This window comes from Nonomuraea sp. NPDC049637, assembly GCF_040675235.1.
GTDB lineage: Bacteria > Actinomycetota > Actinomycetes > Streptosporangiales > Streptosporangiaceae > Nonomuraea.
The window spans coordinates 73,438-94,274 of sequence record NZ_JBFAOM010000021.1; the positions used below are offsets into that span (position 1 = coordinate 73,438).

The following is a 20,837-nucleotide window of genomic DNA, read 5'->3' on the forward strand; positions in this document are numbered from 1 at the left end:
CCGCCGTCACCCGCGTCCCCGTGAGCAGGCCCGCCGTCACCCGTGCCTCCGGCTGAGCAGGGGGAGCGCGAGCAGCGCGCCCAGCAGGGCGGACGCCGCGCCCACCAGGAACGGCGCGGGCGCACCGAACCACTGCCCGGCCACCCCCGCCACCCCCGACCCGGCCGCGCCCCCCACCCCCACGGCCGTGGACAACCACCCGAACGCCTCGCCCTGTGCCCCCGGCGCGAACCGGTCCACCAGCAGCGACGACGTCGTCAACGCCGGATTCAGCACCAGCCCCCCGGCGAAGAGCACCAGCCAGAACACCGGCAACGCCCCCACCACCGCGAGCGGCGTCAGCACGACGCCGAGGGCCAGCATCAACCCCACCAGCCGCGCCGCCGGCGAGGACGCCCACGTACGGGCCGCGTACCCGGCCGCCCCGGCGATGCCGCCCAGCGAGAGCGCCGCCACCAGCACCCCGGTGGCGGCGGGCACGCCACGGGCGGCCGACAGCGCGGGCACCCCCACCTGCAACGCCCCGACGGTCCCGCCGAGCAGCAGCACCACGGCCAGCAGCACCGGCATCCGGCGGTCCGCGAAGACCCGCCCACCCTCCCGTACGGACGCCGCCCCGCCCGCCCGCAACGCCCGCGAGAACGCCAGCGTGCCCACCCCGGCCCCCACCGCCACCGCCCCCAGCGCCAGGGACGCCGAGGCCACCGCGATCACCAGCCCGAACAGCGGCGGCCCGGCCAGCATGGCCAGCTCCTGCACCAGGTAGACCAGGCTGTAGACGGCCGTACGGGCGCCGTCGGGCACCCGCCGCCCCCACTCGACGCGCATGCTCACCGAGATCGGCGGCAACCCGGCCCCGGCGACCCAGGCCAGCACCACGGACGTCCACACCGGCCATCCGGCCGCCGCCGCCGCGACGAGCGCGATCAACGCGACGACGTGCAGGAACGCCGTCGCCGCGAGCACCACCCGAGGTCCGCGCCGGTCCATGAGCCGCCCCTGGACGGGCCTGCCCATGCCCGCGCCCACCGAGAACGCCGCCGCGCAGGTGCCCGCGAGCGCCAGCGACCCGGTCGAGTCCTGGACGACCAGCACCATTCCCACGGGCGCGACCTGCTGGGTGAGCTGGGCGAGGAAGCCGGACACGGCCTGCGCCCCGGCCCCGGGCAGCCGGAACAGGTCCCGATACGGCATGTCCCTTCCCACCCGCCCACGCTAACCCGCAAGATCGCTCCCCGGCGACGCCCGGGATCGGCGGTGCGGTCAGTCGGAGGCGAGGGAGGCGGCGACCGTGCGCAACGCCGACAACAGCGGCTGGAGCAGGGGGTGCGCGTCGGCCCCGCGGCGGGTCGCGGCGAAGACGCGGCGGTCGGGGCCCGGCGTCTGGCGCACCACGACCCCGGCCAGCGCCATGTCCCGCAGCGCCAGCCGCGGCACGAGCGCCACCCCCGCGCCCGCCCCCACCAGCGCGACCACGGCCCGGAAGTCGTCGGAGCAGTGGACGACGTTGGGCGTGAACCCCACCTGCTGGCACGCGAACGTGATGACGTCGTGCACGGGGTTGCCCGGATAAGGACCGATCCAGGTGTCGGCGGCGAGCGACACCAGCGTGGCCGACCCCGCCTCCGGATGCCCCTCGGGCAGGACCAGGTCGAACGGCTCGGCGTACAGCGGGATGCGCGACAGCCGGCGGTCGGCGGCGTCGGGGCCGCCCCGGTACTCGACCGTCACCGCCAGGTCGGCCCCGCCGTCGAGCAGCATGGCCAGGCTGTGGTCGCCCTCGGCGTCGAGCACCCGCACCTGCAGGCCGGGCGCGGTGGCGCGCAGGGCGGCGATGGCGGGGGAGAGCACGGCGCTGATCGCGGTGGCGAAGCAGGCCACGGTCACCTCGCCGGCCTCGCCCGTGGTGTACGCGGCCACCTCGGCCTCGGCGCGTTCGAGCTGGGCCAGGACCTCGTTGGCGTGCCCCACCATGATCTTGCCCACGGCGGTGAGGCGCACGCCCCGGCCGTCCCGCGTGAACAGCCGGTGGCCCACCTCGTGCTCCAGCGCCACGAGCTGCTGGGAGACCGCCGACGGGGTCAGGTGGAGCGCCGCCGCGGCGGCGGTGACCGTGCCGTGGTCGGCCACCGCCCGCAGTGTGCGCAGCCGCCGCGTGTCAATCACGCAGCGAGGATACTCAACCCTGGCGTGCTTGGACGAAAGCCGCCACGGCCCGGTCGACGTCCTCGGTGGAGTGGGCCGCCGAGAGCTGCACCCGGATCCTGGCCTGGCCGTGCGGCACCACCGGGTAGGAGAAGCCGATCACGTAGACGCCCAGGTCGAGCAGGCGTTCGGCCATGGCCCCCGCCTCGGCGGCGTCGCCGATCATCACGGGCACGATCGGGTGCTCGCCCGGCAGGATGTCGAACCCGGCCCTGGTCATCTCGCTGCGGAAGCGCGCGGTGTTCGAGCGCAGCCGCTCGCGCGCCTCGCCGGAGGTCTCCAGCAGGTCGAGGATGCGCAGCGAGGCTGAGGCGATGACCGGGGCCAGGGAGTTGGAGAACAGGTACGGCCGCGACCGCTGGCGCAGCAGCTCGCAGACCTCCTTGCGGGCCGAGACGTAGCCGCCGCTGGCCCCGCCGAGCGCCTTTCCGAGGGTGCCGGTGATGATGTCGACCCGGTCGGTGACGCCGTGCAGCTCGGGCGTGCCGCGGCCGGTGGGGCCGACGAAGCCGACGGCGTGGGAGTCGTCCACCATGACCATGGCGTCGTACCGGTCGGCCAGGTCGCAGATCTCGCGCAGCGGGGCGAGGTAGCCGTCCATGGAGAAGACGCCGTCGGTGACGATCAGCCGCCGCCGGGCGTCGGACGCCTCCTTGAGCCTGGCCTCCAGCTCGGCCATGTCGCGGTTGGCGTAGCGGAAGCGCTGGGCCTTGGACAGGCGGATGCCGTCGATGATGCTCGCGTGGTTGAGGGCGTCGGAGATGACCGCGTCCTGGGCGTCGAGCAGGGTCTCGAACACGCCGCCGTTGGCGTCGAAGCACGAGCTGTAGAGGACGGTGTCCTCCATGCCCAGGAAGTCCGACAGGCGGGATTCGAGCTCCTTGTGCACCTCCTGGGTGCCGCAGATGAACCGTACGGAGGCCATGCCGAAGCCCCAGCGGTCGAGCGCCTGCTTGGCCGCCTCGACCACCTCGGGGTGGTCGGCCAGGCCCAGGTAGTTGTTGGCGCAGAAGTTCAGCACCTCGCGCCCGGCCACGCCGACCTGGGAGCTCTGCGGGGTGGTGATCACCCGCTCGGGCTTGAGCAGCCCGGCCTCGGTGATCTCGTCGAGCGTCGCACGCAGCTGCTCGCGCACGTTCGTGAACATCAAGCGCTCCAATCGAGGATGACCTTGCCCGTACGGCCGCTCGCGGCCGTGTCGAAGGCGGCGTCGAAGTCGTGGTACGGGAACCGATCGGTGATCACGGGGGAGAGGTCGAGGCCCTTTTCCAGCAGGACTGACATGTTGTACCAGGTCTCGAACATCTCCCGGCCGTAAACGCCCTTGATGGTGAGCATCGAGGTCACCACGGTGGCCCAGTCGACGGCGAACTCCTCGGCGGGAAGACCGAGCATCGCGATCTTCCCTCCGTGCGTCATGTTCGCGATCATGTCACGCATGGCCCCAGGGTTACCGGACATCTCAAGCCCGACGTCGAAGCCCTCCCGCAGGTGGAGCTGGCGCATGCCTTCGGCGATCGTCGCCCTGGAGACGTTGAGCGCGAGCGAGACGCCGAGCTTGCCGGCCAGGTCGAGGCGCTCGTCGCTGACGTCGGTGATCATCACGTTGCGCGCGCCGACGTGCGTGGCCACGGCCGCCGCCATCAGCCCGATCGGGCCGGCGCCGGTGATCAGCACGTCCTCGCCGACCAGCGGGAAGGACAGCGCGGTGTGCACGGCGTTGCCGAACGGGTCGAAGATGGCCGCCACGTCGGGATGAACGGGAACCCGGTGCACCCAGACGTTGGAGGCGGGCAGCGTGACGAACTCGGCGAACGCGCCGTCCCTGTTGACGCCGAGGCCGACCGTGTTGCGGCACAGGTGACGGCGTCCGGCCATGCAGTTGCGGCACTTGCCGCAGACGATGTGGCCCTCGCCGCTCACCAGGTCGCCGACGGCGATGTCCTCCACGCCGGGCGCGACCTCGACCACGTGGCCGGAGAACTCGTGCCCGACGACGAGCGGGAGCTTCAGCGTGTGCCGCGCCCAGTCGTCATATTTGCGGATGTGCAGGTCGGTGCCACAGATGCCGGTACGCAGCACCCGGATCTTCACCTCGCCCGGCCTGACCTCGGGCTCCGGCACGTCCACCAGCCAAAGGCCGGGCTCGGCCTTCTGCTTGACCAGCGCTTTCATCGCTTCACTTCCCCCTGCTCCGAACCTAACGCACTGTGCCCGCTCCCCTCGGAACATGTCCATCGAGGGATTCTTAAGTGCCCCCACAGCTCAGCTTCACGCGGCAGGGGGACCAGGCACAATTACGAAATAAGCTTGAAGATGACCTGCCCGGCGACTCGGAGGTATCGGTGCGACAGCAGAGCGGCGACGCCTCGCTTCTGCGCAAGCTCAACTCGGCGGCCATCCTGCGCGTGCTGCGCGAGGCCGACGTGGCCACGCTGTCGGAGCTGGCCAGGTCCGCCCGGGTGTCCAGGCCGACGGCCGAGGTCATCGTCGACGACCTCGTCGCCGAGGGCTGGGCGGAGGAGTGCGAGGAGGAGGCCGGCGACCGCCAGCGGGGGCGCCCGGCCAAACGCTTCAGGTTCCGCGCCTCTGCGGGGCACGTGCTGGGCGTCGGCATCGGCGGTTCCAGCCTGCGCGCCATGCTGGCCGACCTGAACGGCACGATCACCGTCACCCGCCGCGCGCCCAACCACCGCGACATGCCCGCCGCCGAGCGGCTCGACCAGGTCGTCGGGCTCGCCGCGGAGACCGCCGCCCAGGCCGGGCTGGCGCTGGCGGACGTCACCGTCGTCGGCGTGGGCACCACCGGCACGGTCGACGGCTCCGGGCGGGTCGTCAAGAGCATCGCCCTGTCCGACTGGACCGGCCTCGACCTGCAGGGCGAGCTGTCGGCCCGGATCCCCGCGCCGGTGCTGGTCGAGAACGACATGCGCCTGGCCGTCCTGGCCGAGCACTGGCGGGGCGCCGCCCAGGGCCGTGACGACGTCGTCTACCTGTTCACCGGCGACCGCATCGGCATGGGCCTGCTCATCGGCGGCCGGCCGTACCGGGGCGCGCACGCGGCCGGCGGCGAGATCGGGGCCCAGCCGAACAACAACTGGACCGCCTTCCGGCACGTCCTCGACTACGCGATGGCCGTCGAGCCGGGGGAGCTGCGCTCCAGCCGGCAGTGCGCCGAGTTCGCGATCGCCAGGGCCCGCGCCGGCGACGAGCGGGCGGGGCAGGCGGTCAGGGAGTTCGCGCGCGGCCTGGCCGCCGGGCTCGTCACGGTGGTCAACCCGCTCGATCCGGACATGGTGGTCATCGGCGGCAGCCTGTCCTCGGCCGGAGACCTGCTGGTCGAGCCGGTACGCGAGCTGTTCGAGGAGTACTGCCTCTACCCGCCGGAGGTGGTGGCGTCGGGGCTGGGCAGCGAGTGCATCACGCTGGGCGCTGTCCGGTTCGCCCTCGATCAGGCAGATCGCCTGCTCTTTACGTAGCCAACTTGGCTAATTAGGTCACCGTTCTGTCACAGCCATGTCGCTGAGCGACATCGATCCAGCAAGCATGCTCAGATCTGATCGCTTTAACCTAGTTATTTGCATAAATCGGTACTAGCCTCCAGCCATCCCGACCCGACTGGAGGTGAGCGTGGCCGCTGTCACCCTGCTTGAGCGGCTGAAGCGCGACTGGACGCTGCTGGCCCTGTGCCTGCCCGGCGTCCTGTACTTCGTGGCCTTCTTCTACGTGCCGCTGCTCGGCAACGTCATCGCCTTCAAGGACTACGCGCCGTTCCTCGGCATCGCCGGCAGCCCCTGGGTGGGCCTGGACAACTTCGTGATGCTGCTGGAGGAGCCGGAGTTCTGGAGCGCGGTCGGCAACACGCTGCAGATCACGGCGCTCCAGCTCGTCCTGTACTTCCCGGCCCCGATCGCGCTCGCGCTCCTGCTGAACTCCCTGATCGGCCACCGCGTCAAGCGGTTCATCCAGACCGTCGTCTACCTGCCGCACTTCCTGTCGTGGGTGGTCGTGGTGGCGATGTTCCAGCAGGTCATCGGGGGCGCCGGCACGGTCAGCTCGTTCCTGAACTCGCACGGCGTCACCATCGGCAACCTGATGTCGAACGCGGACACGTTCAAGCTGCTCGTGACGGCCCAGGTCATCTGGAAGGACTGCGGCTGGGGCACGATCATCTTCCTGGCCGCGATCACCGCGATCGACATGAGCCAGTACGAGGCCGCCGCCATCGACGGCGCCGACTGGAAGCGCCGCCTGTGGCACGTCACGCTGCCCGGTATCCGCTCGGTCATCCTCATGATGCTCATCCTGCGCCTGGGCGACATCCTGTCCGTCGGCTTCGAGCAGATGGTCCTGCAACGGGAGGCCGTGGGCGCCGGAGCAGCCGAGGTCATCGACACCTACGTCTACTACCACGGCATCCGTGACGGCGACTGGGGCATGAGCACCGCCGCCGGCCTCATGAAGGGCCTCATCGGCGCGGCGCTCATCTACGCGGCCAACAAGCTCGCGCACCGCTTCGGAGAGCAGGGGATCTACCGATGAGGCCGCCGTGGATGGAACGCCCGACCATCGCCGGGCGCACGCTCAAGTTCGTCGTGCTGACCGCGATCACCGTGGCCGTGCTGTACCCGTTCGGGCTGGCCGTCGGCACGAGCCTGATGGGCCGCGCCGAGAGCATCGCCAACGGCGGCAGCTACGTGCTCTGGCCCTCGCACCCCACCTTCGAGGCGTACTCGCTGATCCTGTCCGGCGGCGCGGTCACCCGGTCGGTGCTGATCAGCATCGGCATCACGCTCACCGGCACCGCGCTCAGCCTGATCTGCACGGTCTTCCTCGGCTACGCGCTGTCGCGGCGCGGCATGCTCGGCGGCAAGCCGATCCTGCTCATGGTGCTGGCCACGTTCCTGTTCACGCCCGGCATGATCCCGAGCTACCTCATGGTCAAGGAACTCGGCATGATCGACACCTACCAGTCGCTCATCGTGCCGGTGCTGGTCAACGCGTTCAACGTGGTCGTGGTCAGGTCGTTCTTCCAGAACCTGCCCGAGGAGCTGTTCGAGGCGGCCCGCATGGACGGATGCGGCGAGTTCCGGATGATGTGGCGGATCGCGATCCCGCTGTCCAAGGCGGTGATCGCCGTCGTCGGCCTGTTCTACGCGGTCTCGTACTGGAACACGTTCTTCACCGCGATCCTCTACATCAACGACCAGACCAAGCACCCCATCCAGGTCGTGCTGCGGCAGTTCATCTTCCGCGGCACCTCGGCCACGGGCTCCGACGTCGCGATCGTGCGTGACCTGCCCGCCTCGTCGGTGCAGATGGCGGTGCTCATCATCGCGCTCGTGCCGATCCTGCTCGCCTACCCCTTCCTCCAGAAGTACTTCACCAAGGGCGTCCTCACCGGCGCCATCAAGGGCTGAGAACCCGGGAGCAACCATGTCATCCATCATGTCCCGTCGTGGATTCCTCGGACTCGCGCTCGCCGGCGCCACCGTCGCCGGGCTCGCGGCCTGCGGCGGCGAGAGCGGCCCCGCAGGCGTGAAGAAGGGCGGCGCGGATCTGTCCAAGAAGCTGACGCTGCCGACGTACACCGCCGCCAAGATCCCCACGCCCGACCTGCCGATCGACGCCGGCCAGGACCCCGCGTACCTGAAGTACCCGAGCGAGCTGGTCAAGTCGGTCGCCACCCCGCCGGGCGACGGCCAGAAGATCACCTCGCTCACCCAGACGTGGGACGTCGCCCCGCCCGCCCCCGGCCAGAACACCTACCTGCAGGAGCTGAGCAAGGCCCTGGGCTCCGAGTGGAGCATGAACATCGTCGTGGGCGACGGCTACCCCGACAAGTTCAACGCCATCATCGCCAGCGACGACCTGCCCGACCTGGTCTGGTTCCCGCCGAACCAGGGCCTGCAGCGGGTGCCGGAGCTGCTGGCGGCCAAGTTCCACGACCTGACGTCGTACCTGAGCGGCGACGCGATCAAGAAGTACCCGAACCTGGCCAACCTGGGCGACGTGACCTGGAAGTCCGCCGTCACCGACGGGAAGCTGTACGGCGTCGCGGTCGCCTACAGCCGCTTCGGCCAGGTCTTCCTGGTCAACACCGACTACTGGCAGCCGGTCGGCGGCACCGAGTTCACCAGCGCCGACGACTTCCTGGCCAAGGCCAAGCAGCTGCTCGACGTGAAGAAGAACAAGTACCCGCTCGAACCGAGCTACTACAACCACGTGCACATGTTCAGCCACTGGTACGGCGCCCCCAACACCTGGAAGCTGACCGGCGGCAAGCTGATCCACCAGTTCGAGACGCCCGAGTACCAGGCGGCGCTGGAGCTGGCGGTCAAGTGCTTCAAGGCCAACCTGTTCTGGCCCGACCCCGCCCTGGCCACCATCAAGGACAAGGTCGCCAACGGCCAGATCGGCGCGTACGTCGAGTCGTTCCCCGGCTTCCTCAACGACGCCAAGACCCAGAAGTACAACCTGGGCGCGATCGTGCCGTTCGCGGCGACGCCGTCGTCCAAGCCGGTCTACAACGCCGGGCTCGGCTCGGTGGGCTTCACCTCGATCAGCAAGAAGGTGGACGCCAAGCGCATCGAGACCCTGCTCGGCGTGCTCAACTACCTGGCCGCCCCGTTCGGCACGGAGGAGTACGAGCGCGTCAACTTCGGCGTCGAGGGCACCCACTTCACCAAGAAGGACGGCGACCTCGCCTTCACCGACAAGGGCAAGGCCGAGGTGCCCACCACGCAGCAGCCGCTCTCGTTCGTGATCGGGTCGCCGTCCGCGCTGTTCCTGCCCGGCCAGCCCGAGCGCACCAAGCTCATCCACGACTTCGAGACCAAGATCGCTCCTATGCTTCAGGAGCGCGTCACCACCGGCCACTTCTCCGACACCTACACCCAGAAGAACGGCGAGCTGAGCACCATGGGCAAGGACATGGTCGACGACATCGTCACCGGGCGTAAGTCGATGTCGGACTGGCCGGCCTTCGTCAAGAAGTGGCTGGGCAGGGGCGGCGAGGCGATGCGGGCCGAGTACGAGGCCTCCATCGCCAAGGGCTGACCGTTCTACCGTTTGAAAGGACACTTGTGGAAGACCTGCGCATCGGAGTCATCGGGCTCGGCCTGCGGACGAGTCTCGCCCTGGCCGCCCACCGGCCGGGCGGGGGCTCGGTCGTGGCGGCGCTGTGCGACTCCGACCCGGCAGTGCTCAAGAAGCAGTCGGAGCGGTTCGAGGCGGGGTTCCTGACCGGGGAGTACCGCGAGCTGCTCGACCGGCCGGATCTCGACGCGATCGTCGTCAACACCCCCGACGACACGCACGAGCGCATCGCCATCGACGCTCTCCAGGCCGGCAAGGCCGTCTACCTGGAGAAGCCGATGGCCATCACCGTCGAGGGCTGCGACAACATCCTGCGGGCCGCCCGCGAGACGGGCAGCCGCCTGTACGTGGGGCACAACATGCGCCACATGGGCGTGGTGCGCCTGATGCGGGACATCATCCGCAAGGGTGTGATCGGCGAGCCCAAGACCGTGTGGGTACGCCACTTCGTGTCCTACGGCGGCGACTACTACTTCAAGGACTGGCACGCCGACCGCACCCGCACCACGGGCCTGCTGCTGCAGAAGGCGGCGCACGACCTCGACGTGATCCACTGGCTGGCCGGCGGCTACGCCACCCGCGTGAACGCCCTCGGCGACCTGATGGTCTACGGCGACCTGCCGCGCCGCGAGCCCGGGACGCCCCGGCCGGAGGGCTGGCTGCGGGAGTTCGAGTGGCCGCCCACACAGCGGCGCGACCTGAACCACGTGATCGACGTCGAGGACGTGTCGGTCATGAACATGCGCCTGGACAACGGCGTCATCGCCGCCTACCAGCAGTGCCACTTCAGCCCCGACTACGTGCGCAACTACACGGTCATCGGGACCGAGGGCCGGCTGGAGAACTTCGGCGACGGCCCGGGGGACACGGTCAAGGTGTGGAACACCGGCCCCACCTCCTACCGGGACGACTGCGACATCGCCTACCGGGTGCCGGCCGCGCAGGGCTCGCACGGCGGGGCCGACCCGCAGATCATGGCCGAGTTCTGCCGGTTCGTCAGGGACGGCGGGGCGACCGACACCTCACCCGTGGCGGCCCGGATGAGCGTCGCCGCCGGGTACATGGCCACGATGTCGCTGCGCGACGGCGGCATGCCGTACGACGTGCCGCCGCTGGACCCGGAGCTGGCCGCGTACTTCGACAACGGCCAGCGCTGAACGGCGCCGGGGCCGGGCGGGAGAGCCCGCGCGGCCCCGGCGGACGTCAGCGGCCGGTGTCCTTGGGCTCGCGCTCGCGCTCCAGGTCGGGGAACGGGGACGGCTCGTCGACGGCCTGGGCGATCTGGCGGGGGCCCTTGGGGCTCTCGGCCTCCTGCGCGTCGGCGACCGCCTCGGCCGCCGCCTCCGAGGCCGCCGCAATCTCCCTGTCCAGCTCCTCCGACGGCCGGGGCTGCTCCTCGCGGGTGGCGGCCGACTTCGGCAGCGCCTCGGTGAACGCCTTCGAGACGCCCTGCAACGCCGAGGTGACCTCGCTCGGGATGACCCAGAACGTGTTGCCGCTGCCCTGGGCGAGCTGCGGCAGCACCTGAAGGTACTGGTAGGCCAGCAGCTTGGGGTCGGGGTCGTTGCGGTGGACGGCCTGGAAGACCTGGTCGATGGCGCGCGACTGGCCCTCGGCCTCCAGGATGGCGGCCGAGCGCTGGCCCTCGGCCCGCAGGATGCGGCTCTGCTTGTCACCCTCGGCCGTGAGGATCTGCGACTGGCGCTGGCCCTCGGCGTTGAGGATCGCGGCCCGCTTGTCGCGCTCGGCCCGCATCTGCTTCTCCATCGCGTCCTTGATGGTCTTGGGCGGGTCGATGGCCTTGACCTCGACGCGGTTGACCCGGATGCCCCACTTGCCGGTGGCCTCGTCGAGCACGCCGCGCAGCTGGCTGTTGATGGTGTCGCGCGAGGTGAGCGTCTTCTCCAGGTCCATCGAGCCGATCACGTTACGCATGGTCGTGACGGTGAGCTGCTCTATGGCCGTGATGTAGTTGGCGATCTCGTACGCCGCCGCCCGCGGGTCGGTGACCTGGAAGTACAGGACGTTGTCGATCTCGACGACCAGGTTGTCCTCGGTGATGACCGGCTGCGGGCGGAAGGTCACCACCTGCTCGCGCAGGTCGATCATCGGGTAGACGCGGTCGACGTAGGGGATGACGAAGTTGAGACCCGGCTTGAGCGTGCGGTGGTAGCGGCCGAGCCGCTCCACGTTGCGCGCCCGCGCCTGTGGCACGATCCGCACGGCCTTGAGCACGGTGAACGCGGCGAAAAGGATGATCAGCAGTCCGGCTATCAGCAACGGGTCCATGCGGTCACTCCCGTGGATACACGAGGGCCGTGGCGCCCTCGATCTCGATGATGTCGACGGTCGCCCCGGTGGGGATCACCAGGGTCTCGTCATAAGCGCGTGCGGACCACTCCTCACCCCCGATACGGACCCGCCCGTCGCGGCCCGTGACCTCGGAGACCACGTACGCGGGCTTGCCGACCAGCGCCTCCACGCCGAAACGCTGCAACGGCGGCTGCTGAAGATGGCGGACGGCGAGCGGCCGGATGACCACCATCCCCGCCGCGGAGGACAGGGCGAACACGAGGATCTGCAAGGGGACGGGCAGCCCGACGGCGGCCGTCACGGCGGTCAGGAGAGCGGCCACGCCCAGGAGCCCGAGGGCCGCCGTGAGAGTGAACAGTTCGGCCACACCGAGGACGACTGCGAGGATTATCCAGATGACCCATTCATCCATGCTCCGGCCCTCCTGAACCTATAACGGGCCTGTGTGTGCGACTGGTTCCCCCTTACCACCGTAATCCCCCGTTCGTCCGCAGGGCACCCGTCACCGGCCGGCCGGCGGGGCCGCCAGGGCGCTTCCCAGCACCCACTTGTCCCACGGAAGTTGCCAGAAACCCCACCCGTTGTCCCATTCCAGCTGGCGGGCGGTGCCGGTGATCAGCACGGGGTCGCCGCGCAGCGAACCGGCGTAGAACCAGGCCGCCTGGTCGGGGCGCGCGTTGATGCAGCCGTGGCTGACGTTTTCCCTGCCCTGGGCCCAGACGTTGTCCTTCGCGTGCACGTACTCGCCGCTGTTGGAGATGCGCACGGCGTGCTCGATCAGCAGGTCGTAATAGCCGGGGTCGCCCTTGGTGCGGCCGGGGGAGATCATGCGGACCGGGTTGCCCTTGTCCATGGTCAGGTGCATGCCGCTGGTGGTGGTGTATTCGCGCGTGGTGGCCATGCCGGCGCTGATGGCCATCTGCTGCACCACCTTGCCGTCGCGGCGCACGACCATCTGGTGGGTGCGGGCGTCGACCGTGCTGGTCTGCCTGCGGCCCACGGTGAAGGCGAAGGTGGAGTCGAGGGTGCCGTAGACGCCGGGGGCCGGGCGCACCCCGGCCAGGTGGGCGCTGACCATCACCTGCTGCCCCGACGCCCAGAACCGGCGGGTGCGGTAGACCACCTGCGTGTCGCTGGTCCAGCGCCAGGCGCCCTCGGCCGGGGTCTTCGTGGTGACCTCCAGCGACCGCTCGACGGCCGCCTTGTCCTGGATCGGGGTGTCGAAGTCGATGACGACCGGCATGCCCACGCCGACGGTCTCGCCGGGCAGCGGCGCGGTGGCGGCCACCCCGAACGTGTGCTCGGCGGCACGGGTGCGGAAACGGCCCATGGAGACCGTGGACGGGCCGTTCTCGCCCGCGGCCGTGGCGGTGACGGTGTACTCGGTCGCGGGCTTGAGCGTCCAGTCGGAGCGCCACCTGGTGTGCGAGGCGTCGAGCCGGCCCGGGACGTGCTCGCCTCCCTCGTAGACCAGGACCTGGGTCAGCCGGCCGCCCTGCGCCGTGATGACCAGCCCCTTGTCGGGACGGGCCCGCTTGGCGTCGAAGGCGGGGAAGACGTGCACGACCGCGGGCGCGGCCGGGGAGTCGCCGACGGGACCGCAGCCGCAGCAGGCCAGGAGGAAGGCGACACACAGGATCGCGGCACGCCGCACGTCACTCTCCGAGGGCTTTCCGAGGGAAGGGGAGTTCCCAGGTTAGCGGTGAGTGACGGTCGAAGCACCTTGAGTTACTTATCCGATGGTTCCGGACACCTCGCCCAATGTCAGGCCGCCCGCGGTGGCCCGGATCGTCACCGTGTCGCCGTCCTGGAGGAAGGTGCGGGTGTCGCCGCCGGACAGCTTGATCGGTTCGGCGCCGTTCCAGGTCAGCTCGATGAGCGAGCCGCGCTCGTCGCGTTCGGGGCCGGAGATCGTGCCGCTGGCGAACAGGTCTCCGGTGCGCAGGGAGGCGCCGTTCACGGTCATGTGGGCGAGCATCTGGTCGGGCGTCCAGTACATGCTCGGGTACGGCGGACGCGAGATCACGTCGCCGTTGAGCACGACCTCGACGGCGATGTCCAGGCCCCAGTCGCCCTGCCTGCGCAGGTAGTCGAGCGGCTCGGGGTCCTGCGGGCGGCCCGGGATCCTGGGCAGCGCCTCCAGCGGCGTGACCCACGGCGAGACCGAGGTCGCGAACGACTTGCCCAGGAACGGCCCCAGCGGCACGTACTCCCACGCCTGGATGTCGCGCGCGCTCCAGTCGTTGACCAGCGTCACCCCGAACACGTGGTCCTCGAACGCCCCGGCCGGCGAGCCCAGCTCCGACGGCACGCCGACCACGAACCCCAGCTCTGCCTCGATGTCGAGCTTGGCGCACGGCCCGTAGACCCCGGCCCTGAGCTGGCCGTGCGGACGCCGGACCGGCGTGCCGGACACCACGACCGTGCCCGACCTGCCGTGGTAGCCGACGGGCAGGTGACGCCAGTTGGGCAGCAGCGGCTCGGCGTCGGGACGGAAGATGCGCCCGATGTTGCTCGCGTGGTCGAGCGAGCAGTAGAAGTCGACGTAGTCGGCCACCTCGAACGGCATGTGCAGTCGCACCTGGTCGAGTGGGATCAGGTGGCTCTCGGTGACCGAGGAGTCGCCGGTCAGCTTGTTCTGGATGAGGGTCCTGGTGTCGTGCCAGGCCGAGCGGCCCCTCGCCATGAACGGGTTGAGCGAGGGGGCGGCGAACACCTCGTCGTGCAGCGCGGCGGCCAGGTCGAGCACCTTGTCGCCGTACCTGACGCCCACTCTGGGCGATTCGCCCCGACGGGAGAACACGCCGTAGGGCAGGTTGTCCACTCCCCAGCTCACTGAATCACTCCTAGCGTCTGCAGGTCCTCGATGGGCGTGCCGGTGCTGCAGGAGCCGTAGCTCACCAGCAGCCGCCGCGCCCGCTTCGCGGTCTCCTCCGTCACGGCCCCGGCCAGCCGTACGAGGTGGCCGACGTCAGTGGTGCGCAGCACGGCCGCGGGGTCGCGGCCCTCCACAGCCTCGCAGACCGACAGCAGCAGGTTGAGGAAGCCGTGCCGGTCGACGCCGAGGCTCGGGTCGAAGTGCCGCACCGCGTGGTGCAGCCCGGCCGTGGCCTTGAACGGGACGTCGGCCTCGACGCAGCCCCGGACGAACGCCGCGAGGTGCTCCACCGACGGGAACGCCTCGGCCTTCAGCCCGCCGCAGCGCACCTTCAGCCCCACCCCGTCGGGCACGCCGGCGACCTTCCGGTCCGGCGGGACCTCGACGAACAGCCGCACGTGCGCGGGCAGGCCGAGGCGCCGGGCCAGCCCGGCGACGGACTCGTCGGCCCCGAGCGGGATCTCGACGAAGTCCACCGGCAGGTCGCCGAAGTCGGGAAGCTCGGGCGTGTCCACGATCAGCCCGATGCGCCGCGGCCGGTAGGCGTGCCCGCGCAGCCGGTCGAGCCGGCTGGCCGGGCAGAGGAAGCGGTGGGTGAGCACGCCGTTGCCGTGCTCCAGGTCGCGCTGGTTGCGGGCCAGCGCCTCGTCCATGTGCAGCGACGTCGGCGGGAACAGGCCCGCGTCGTCGACCAGTTCGGCGTAGAGACTCATCGTGCCCAGGTCCATGCGTAGCCGGGATCCTCACAGGACAGCGCGCCCGGCCCGAGGTCGAGCGGGCGGAAGGTGTCGACCATCACGGCCATCTCGCTCGTGGTGGTGACGCCGCGGGCGACCGCGTCGATCACCGCCTCGACCGCGCCGGGCTGCGGGCCGTGGGTGAAGCCGGCCGGGTGCAGCGAGACCGAGCCGACGTCGATGCCCGAGCCCTTGCGCGCGGTGTAGTCGCCGCCCACGTAGAACATGAACTCGTCGGAGTCCACGTTGTGGTGGTTGTACGGGATCGGGATGGCCTCGGGGTGGTAGTCGAGCGGCCGCGGGCAGAACGAGCAGACCACGAACCCGGGCCCCTCGAACGTCTGGTGCACCGGCGGCGGCGCGTGCGTCTTCTTCACGATCGGCTCGAAGTCGTCGATGTTGAAGGCGTATGGATAGAGGTAGCCGTCCCAGCCGACCACGTCGAAGGGGTGGTTGCGGTAGACGAGCCTGGTCAGGCCGCCGCGCGTGCGGACCAGGACGGGCACCTCCTCGCCCTCCACGAGCAGGGTCTGCGAGGGGGCGCGCAGGTCGCGTTCGCAGTACGGCGCGTGCTCCAGGAACTGCCCGTACTGCGACAGGTAGCGCTTGGGCGGCCTGATGTGCCCGGACGCCTCGATGGCCAGCACGTTGACCTGCCCGTCGGGCACCCAGCGGTGGATCGTGCCGGTCGGGACGACGACGTAGTCGCCCTCGCCGGCCTCGATGACGCCGTAGGTGGACTCGAAGCGGACCGAGCCGCGCTGCACGTAGACGCACTCGTCGCCCATGGAGTTGCGGTACAGCTCGCTGGGGCGGTCGCTGGTGGCGTACGACAACCGGACGTCGGCGTTGCCGGCGAGCAGGATGCGGCCGTCGACCAGGTCGCCGGCGCTGGACAGCTCCTGCGTGCGGAAATGGCGCGGGGAGAGCGGCAGGTTGGGCTCCAGCCGCGTCGCGGACGCGGGCGCGACCGCCTCGGCCTTGATGATCGCGGTGGGCAGGTGGCGGTGGTAGAGCAGCGAGGAGTCGGACGAGAAGCCCTCCTCGCCCATCAGCTCCTCGGCGTAGAGGCCGCCGTCCGGCCGCCTGAACTGCGTGTGCCGTTTGCGGGGCACTTCCCCAACGACGCGGTAGTACGGCATCCGCCCTCCATGTTGTCCGCTTACCGGACGCATGTGTCCTCTATGTGTGACTACCGTCCGACATCGGTGTGGAGATGTCAACCCAGCGCGGCGGCCAGCTCGGCGGCCGCCGCCACCACGCGCGGCCCCGTCCCCTCCTCCAGCGGGCCGAACGTCACCACCCCCACCGAAGCCTCCAGCCACGGCAGCCCGGTCACGGGGGCGGCGATGCCCCGCGCCCCCACCTGCAACTGCCCCTCCGTCACGAGGTATTCGTCGCGCCCCTCGCGCAGGGCCAGGATCGCCCGGCCCGCCGCGCCTTTCGCCAATGGATGGCGCGACCCCTCCCGGTAGGCCACGTGCAGGTCGGTCCAGGACGGCTCCACCACCGCCACCGCCAGCCCGTCGTCGCCCTCGGCCACGGTCAGGTGGGCCGTCGCGCCCACCTGCTCGGCCAGCCGCCGCAGGGTCGGCACCGCCGCCGCGCGCAGCAACGGCTGCACGGCCTGGGCCAGCACCAGCACCCCGAACCCGAGATGCACCCGGCCTTCGGCGTCGCGGCGGACGAACCCCTCGTTCAGCAGCGTCGTCAGCAGCCGGTAGACCACCGGCCGGCTCAGCGACAACTCGGTGCTCAGCTCGGTCGGGGTGCGCCCGCCCTTCCCGTCGGCGAGAAGTCGCAGCAGGCGCAGCCCGCGTTCGAGCGTCTGGGCGGATTCGGCGGCCATGACTTTGATTATGGAGTGACCGCTGACCAGTGAAAGAGCACGGTGAAGGGGTACGTAGGGACGAGAGGCGTCGGGGGGGTGGAGATGCGGCAGAGGTGGCTGTTCCTGGTCGCCGGGCTGGCTCTCTGCGCCCTGCCGCCGGCCGTGCCGTCGCTCACCACGCCGATCGCGTACATGGCGAGGGAGACCCTGATCGACCCGCCGCCGCGCGCGGAGGGCGACCGGCTGGTGGAGAACACCTTCTACCTCACCCAGGGCATCACGGTGAGCCAGTGGCTGCTGCCGGTCGCCAAGGGCGTCACCTTCCGCGCCGGTTACGTCGCCGTGGGGGTCAGCGTCGACGCGAGCGGGCGGCTGTCCGGCACGCCCTCGCGCGTGGGCACGTTCATCGCCCCGGTCCGGCTCTGCGCCGGGCACGCGTGCGAGGAGCAGCTCATCACCCTCGTCGTGCTCGGGAACGTTCCATGGGAGCCGCGCGAGCTGACCTTCCCGGGCCGGGCCGGCGTCCCGCTGGCCGGCGAGATCGGCATCAACGGCGGTCCCCCGGGCGTCGTCCCCACCTTCAGCGTGACCGACCACGCCAAGCTGCCCGTGGGCGTGACGATCGGCCCCGACGGGCACGTGGGCGGGGTGCCCCAGGCGGCCGGCATCTCCGAGGTCCCGGTGCGCGTCTGCGTGGCGGGCAACTGCGCGGGCGTCGTGGTCCGGTTGATCATCGTCTGAACCCTTGCGCGGGGCGGTTCCTGCGGTCACGGTGGTTCCATGAAATCGGTCATTGTGGTCGGAGCCGGTATATGGGGGTCGTCGCTGGCGTTGCGGCTGGCCGAAACCGGCTGGCAGGTGACCCTGGTCGAACAGCACAAGCCCGGACACGTCCGGCAGGCCAGCGCAGGGGAGACGCGGCTCCTGCGCTGCGCGCACGGCGCCGACGACTGGTACGCGCGGCTGGCCTGGGAGGCGCGGGAGGGCTGGCGGCTGCTGGGCGAGCGGGCCGGCGAGGATCTGTTCCTGGAGTCGGGCATCGTGTGGTTCGCGGCCCGGCCGGACGGGTGGGAGCACGCCAGCGCCCAAGTACTGAAAAATCTTGACATCCCGGTTGAGGTGCTCGACCCGGCGGACGGCCGGCGGTTCTTCCCCGACTACCGCGGCGACGACCTGAGCTTCCTGCTCCACGAGCCGCACGCGGGCGTGCTCAGGGCGCGGCGGGCGACGCAGGTGACCGCCCGGCTGGCCCTGGCGGCCGGCGTCCGGCTGGTCAGGGGACGGGCGGCGCCCGTGCCGGGGCTGAGCGCGGTCGAGGTGGACGGCGAGGTGCGGCGGGCCGACCGGGTCGTGTGGGCGTGCGGCGCCTGGCTGCCCGGCCTGTTCTCCGTGCCGGTCACGGTGACCAGGCAGGACACGGTGCACTTCGCCGCGCCCGCCGCGTGGTCGTCCCCCGAGACGCCCGCCTGGATGGACTACGGCTCCTCGGCCTACGGGCACGGCGACGTGGACGGGGTCGGCATGAAGGCCACCTCCGACGCCGAAGGGGAGCCGTACGAGCCGGAGGGGGGCAGCCGGGTGGTGCACCCGTCCGCGGTCGAGCAGGCCCGCGGCTACCTGCGGCGCAGGTTCCCCTCGCTGGCGGCCGCGCCGGTGCTGTTCAGCCAGGTCTGCCAGTACGCGCTCACCCCCGACGCCGAATGGATCATCGCCGAGCACGCGCCCGGCGTGTGGCTGCTCGGCGGCGATTCGGGCCACGGGTTCAAGCACGCCCCGGCCCTGGCCGCGTACGTGGCCTCGATCCTGGACGGCGAGCGCGCCCCCGAGCCGCGCTTCGGGCTCGGCCACGAGCGCGCGGTCGCCCGCGGCCTGCGCACGAGCGGAGACCTCGGGGTAGGGCCCGCCTCACCGGGATTCGGGGGACGACGGGCATGATCGGCGCGGGCCCGCGGATCAGACTTTCCCTGTAGCCGACACGACAGGGAGCCCGCCATGACCGCCGCCCTCGCCTCGCAGACCGCCGAGCCCCGTACCCCCCAGCCGCCGCCCGTCGTGCACGCCGCCGCGCTGCTGTGGATGTCCGCCGTCGCGGCGGGGGCGTTCGAGACCGTGCTCGCCGTCGGCAGGGAGCTCTACGAGGGCACCTCGGGCGTCCTGGACCTGCTGCCCGGCGCCGGTCTGCGGGTGGCCGTGTTCGCCGCGGCGGTCTTCCTGACGCTGCGGATGCGCACGGGGCGGAACTGGGCCAGGCTCACGCTGGCCGTCGGGCTCGGCGTCTTCGGCACGTTGTCGCTGGTCGTGGGGCCGATCCAGTGGCTGCTGCACGGCGGCTCGATCGCCGAGGCCGCCGCCGGGGCCGACGTGGTGACCTGGCTCTTCACGATCAGCCGGGTGCTGCACGTGACGGCCGTGCTCGGGGCCGTCACGCTGATGTTCCAGCCGAGGGCCAACGCCTGGTTCCGCTCAGAGTGAGACCGGCTCCGGCTCCGGCTCGGGGGCGCGCAGGTTGCGCACCCCCGGCGCGGCCAGCGCGGCGAGCGTGGACAGCACGACGAGGGCGGCGCAGCCGAGCAGCGCCCCCTCGGTGCCGAAGGCCACCGCCGCCGGCGCGGCCAGCATGAGCCCGATCGGCCCGAACATCAGCGACCCGAGCGCGTCGTACGAGCTGACCCGCGACAACGACTCCGCCGGGATCTCGCGCTGCATCGTCGTCTGCCACAACACGCCGAAGACGTCGAAGCACACGCCCAGCACGAACGCCCCCGCCACGATCGCCCACAGCGGCGCGTCGAGCCCGAGCAGCACGTACGGCAGCGCGGTCGGCAGGCACAGCAGCGTGCCGAGCAGGATCGGCCGGCGCGGGCGCAGCCGCAACGACACCAGCACCCCGGCGATCGTCCCGACGGCCTCGCCGGCCAGGAACGCCGACCAGGCCGCCGGCCCGCCCAGCGTCTCCTTGGCCAGCAGCGGCCCGAGCACGCCGTGCCCGGCCTGGATCGCCATCACCAGCACCGAGAACTGGGCGACCACCACCCAGATCCACTGCCGCGAGCTGAACTCCCGCCACCCGTGGCGCAGGTCGGCCAGCACCGAGTGCCGCTCGGCCGCCGCGCGCTCGGCGGGGGTCAGGCGCAGCAGCGCGATCAGCACGCCGGCCACCGCGAACATCGCGCCGCTGACCAGCAGGGCCCAGCCGCCGCCGAACCACAGCACTGTGGCGCCGCTCAGCACCACCCCGGTCACGCGCGAGGCGTTCGCGCCGAGGCCGAGCAGCGCGTTGCCGGCCTGCAGCCGGTCGGCGGGCACGACCTCGGGGATGATGCCGGTCAGCGCCGGGAACATGACCGCCGTGCCCACGCCGCAGGCCGCCGCCGCGACGCTCATCACGGGCAGCGGCGCCCAGCCGGTCAGCATCATCGCCGCCAGCGCGAAGTAACCCAGCGCCATGAGCAGCTCGCCGGCCATCATCACCCGCTGCCGCGGCAGCCGGTCCGCGATCACCCCGCCGATCAGCATGAACACGATCATGGGCAGCGACTCGGCGGTGAGCACCACCGACAACGTCGTGGCGCTCGCGCCGGGCAGTTCGAGGATGCCGAAGGCGAGCGCCACGGGCGCGAAGGCGCTGCCGAGCATGGAGATGGTCCGCGCGGACAACAACAGGGCGAACTTGCGGTCGCGGAGCAGCCCGAGGTCGCGAAGGTAGCTGTGCACTGGGCCGGTCCCCTCGAAAACGGTCAAATCCGTCCCAGTCTGCCGTTTGTGGCGGCGGGTT

At 71.1% G+C, this 20,837-nt stretch carries 20 protein-coding genes; 8 read left to right on the forward strand and 12 right to left on the reverse strand.

From position 1 onward, the window contains the following. Positions 1-36: 36 nt before the first annotated feature. The 4 genes from AB0J71_RS27350 to tdh form a co-directional block, all read right to left on the reverse strand. Positions 37-1,194, reverse strand: coding sequence for an MFS transporter (locus tag AB0J71_RS27350; RefSeq protein ID WP_364416666.1), 1,158 nt, complete (start codon positions 1,192-1,194; stop codon positions 37-39). Positions 1,195-1,263: 69 nt separating this feature from the next. After that, the gene (locus tag AB0J71_RS27355) at positions 1,264-2,166 is read right to left on the reverse strand and encodes a LysR family transcriptional regulator (RefSeq protein ID WP_352325030.1); all 903 of its coding nucleotides are present in this window, start codon (positions 2,164-2,166) and stop codon (positions 1,264-1,266) included. Positions 2,167-2,179: 13 nt separating this feature from the next. Continuing rightward, positions 2,180-3,352, reverse strand: a complete 1,173-nt coding sequence (locus AB0J71_RS27360) for a glycine C-acetyltransferase (RefSeq protein WP_352325031.1) — start codon at positions 3,350-3,352, stop codon at positions 2,180-2,182. Further along, complete coding sequence (gene tdh, locus AB0J71_RS27365; protein WP_352325032.1) at positions 3,352-4,380, reverse strand: L-threonine 3-dehydrogenase; 1,029 nt, start codon at positions 4,378-4,380, stop codon at positions 3,352-3,354. The genes AB0J71_RS27360 and tdh overlap by 1 nt, the downstream gene beginning before the upstream one ends. Before the next feature lie 170 nt (positions 4,381-4,550). Between tdh and AB0J71_RS27370 the strand changes: the two genes are divergently transcribed. From AB0J71_RS27370 to AB0J71_RS27390, 5 genes are all read left to right on the forward strand, one after another. Continuing rightward, a complete protein-coding gene (locus tag AB0J71_RS27370; RefSeq protein ID WP_352325033.1) occupies positions 4,551-5,684 on the forward strand; it encodes an ROK family protein in 1,134 nt (377 codons plus the stop codon). Positions 5,685-5,835: 151 nt separating this feature from the next. Continuing rightward, a complete protein-coding gene (locus tag AB0J71_RS27375) occupies positions 5,836-6,747 on the forward strand; it encodes an ABC transporter permease subunit (RefSeq protein ID WP_352325034.1) in 912 nt (303 codons plus the stop codon). Between the two features lie 11 nt (positions 6,748-6,758). Further along, positions 6,759-7,625: a carbohydrate ABC transporter permease gene (locus AB0J71_RS27380; protein ID WP_352325035.1), complete on the forward strand. Its 867-nt coding sequence runs from the start codon at positions 6,759-6,761 to the stop codon at positions 7,623-7,625. Positions 7,626-7,641: 16 nt separating this feature from the next. Further along, positions 7,642-9,264, forward strand: coding sequence for a hypothetical protein (locus AB0J71_RS27385; RefSeq protein ID WP_352325036.1), 1,623 nt, complete (start codon positions 7,642-7,644; stop codon positions 9,262-9,264). Positions 9,265-9,290: 26 nt separating this feature from the next. Continuing rightward, entirely contained in the window at positions 9,291-10,460 is a 1,170-nt protein-coding gene (locus tag AB0J71_RS27390) for a Gfo/Idh/MocA family oxidoreductase (RefSeq protein ID WP_364416668.1), read from the forward strand. Positions 10,461-10,506: 46 nt separating this feature from the next. Here AB0J71_RS27390 and AB0J71_RS27395 read toward each other — a convergent pair whose 3' ends face one another. The 7 genes from AB0J71_RS27395 to AB0J71_RS27425 all read right to left on the reverse strand — a co-directional run bounded on the left by AB0J71_RS27395 (position 10,507) and on the right by AB0J71_RS27425 (position 17,080). Continuing rightward, positions 10,507-11,592 (reverse strand): SPFH domain-containing protein, encoded by a 1,086-nt coding sequence (locus AB0J71_RS27395; protein ID WP_352324977.1) that lies wholly within the window; start codon positions 11,590-11,592, stop codon positions 10,507-10,509. Positions 11,593-11,596: 4 nt separating this feature from the next. Next, positions 11,597-12,028: an NfeD family protein gene (locus tag AB0J71_RS27400; protein WP_352324976.1), complete on the reverse strand. Its 432-nt coding sequence runs from the start codon at positions 12,026-12,028 to the stop codon at positions 11,597-11,599. A 90-nt stretch (positions 12,029-12,118) separates the two neighbouring features. Next, positions 12,119-13,270: an Ig-like domain-containing protein gene (locus AB0J71_RS27405; protein WP_352324975.1), complete on the reverse strand. Its 1,152-nt coding sequence runs from the start codon at positions 13,268-13,270 to the stop codon at positions 12,119-12,121. 78 nt (positions 13,271-13,348) lie between these two features. Further along, on the reverse strand, positions 13,349-14,452 hold the full coding sequence (gene fahA / locus AB0J71_RS27410) for a fumarylacetoacetase (RefSeq protein ID WP_352324974.1): 1,104 nt from the start codon (positions 14,450-14,452) through the stop codon (positions 13,349-13,351). Continuing rightward, complete coding sequence (locus AB0J71_RS27415) at positions 14,449-15,222, reverse strand: hypothetical protein (protein WP_352324973.1); 774 nt, start codon at positions 15,220-15,222, stop codon at positions 14,449-14,451. Before AB0J71_RS27415 ends, fahA begins: the two co-directional genes overlap by 4 nt. Further along, entirely contained in the window at positions 15,204-16,373 is a 1,170-nt protein-coding gene (locus AB0J71_RS27420) for a homogentisate 1,2-dioxygenase domain-containing protein (protein WP_352324972.1), read from the reverse strand. Before AB0J71_RS27420 ends, AB0J71_RS27415 begins: the two co-directional genes overlap by 19 nt. A gap of 77 nt (positions 16,374-16,450) precedes the next feature. After that, positions 16,451-17,080, reverse strand: coding sequence for a helix-turn-helix domain-containing protein (locus AB0J71_RS27425; protein WP_352324970.1), 630 nt, complete (start codon positions 17,078-17,080; stop codon positions 16,451-16,453). Between the two features lie 84 nt (positions 17,081-17,164). On the opposite strand from AB0J71_RS27425, the gene AB0J71_RS27430 reads away from it, so the two are divergent. Genes AB0J71_RS27430 through AB0J71_RS27440 form a run of 3 tightly spaced genes read left to right on the forward strand, consistent with a single transcriptional unit; the run spans position 17,165 to position 19,534 of the window. Further along, entirely contained in the window at positions 17,165-17,803 is a 639-nt protein-coding gene (locus tag AB0J71_RS27430; RefSeq protein WP_352324969.1) for a hypothetical protein, read from the forward strand. A 39-nt stretch (positions 17,804-17,842) separates the two neighbouring features. Beyond that, entirely contained in the window at positions 17,843-18,997 is a 1,155-nt protein-coding gene (locus AB0J71_RS27435; RefSeq protein WP_364416670.1) for an FAD-dependent oxidoreductase, read from the forward strand. Positions 18,998-19,054: 57 nt separating this feature from the next. After that, positions 19,055-19,534, forward strand: coding sequence for a hypothetical protein (locus tag AB0J71_RS27440; protein ID WP_352324967.1), 480 nt, complete (start codon positions 19,055-19,057; stop codon positions 19,532-19,534). Here AB0J71_RS27440 and AB0J71_RS27445 read toward each other — a convergent pair. Further along, entirely contained in the window at positions 19,526-20,776 is a 1,251-nt protein-coding gene (locus AB0J71_RS27445; RefSeq protein ID WP_352324965.1) for an MFS transporter, read from the reverse strand. The genes AB0J71_RS27440 and AB0J71_RS27445 overlap by 9 nt on opposite strands. Positions 20,777-20,837 lie beyond the last annotated feature (61 nt).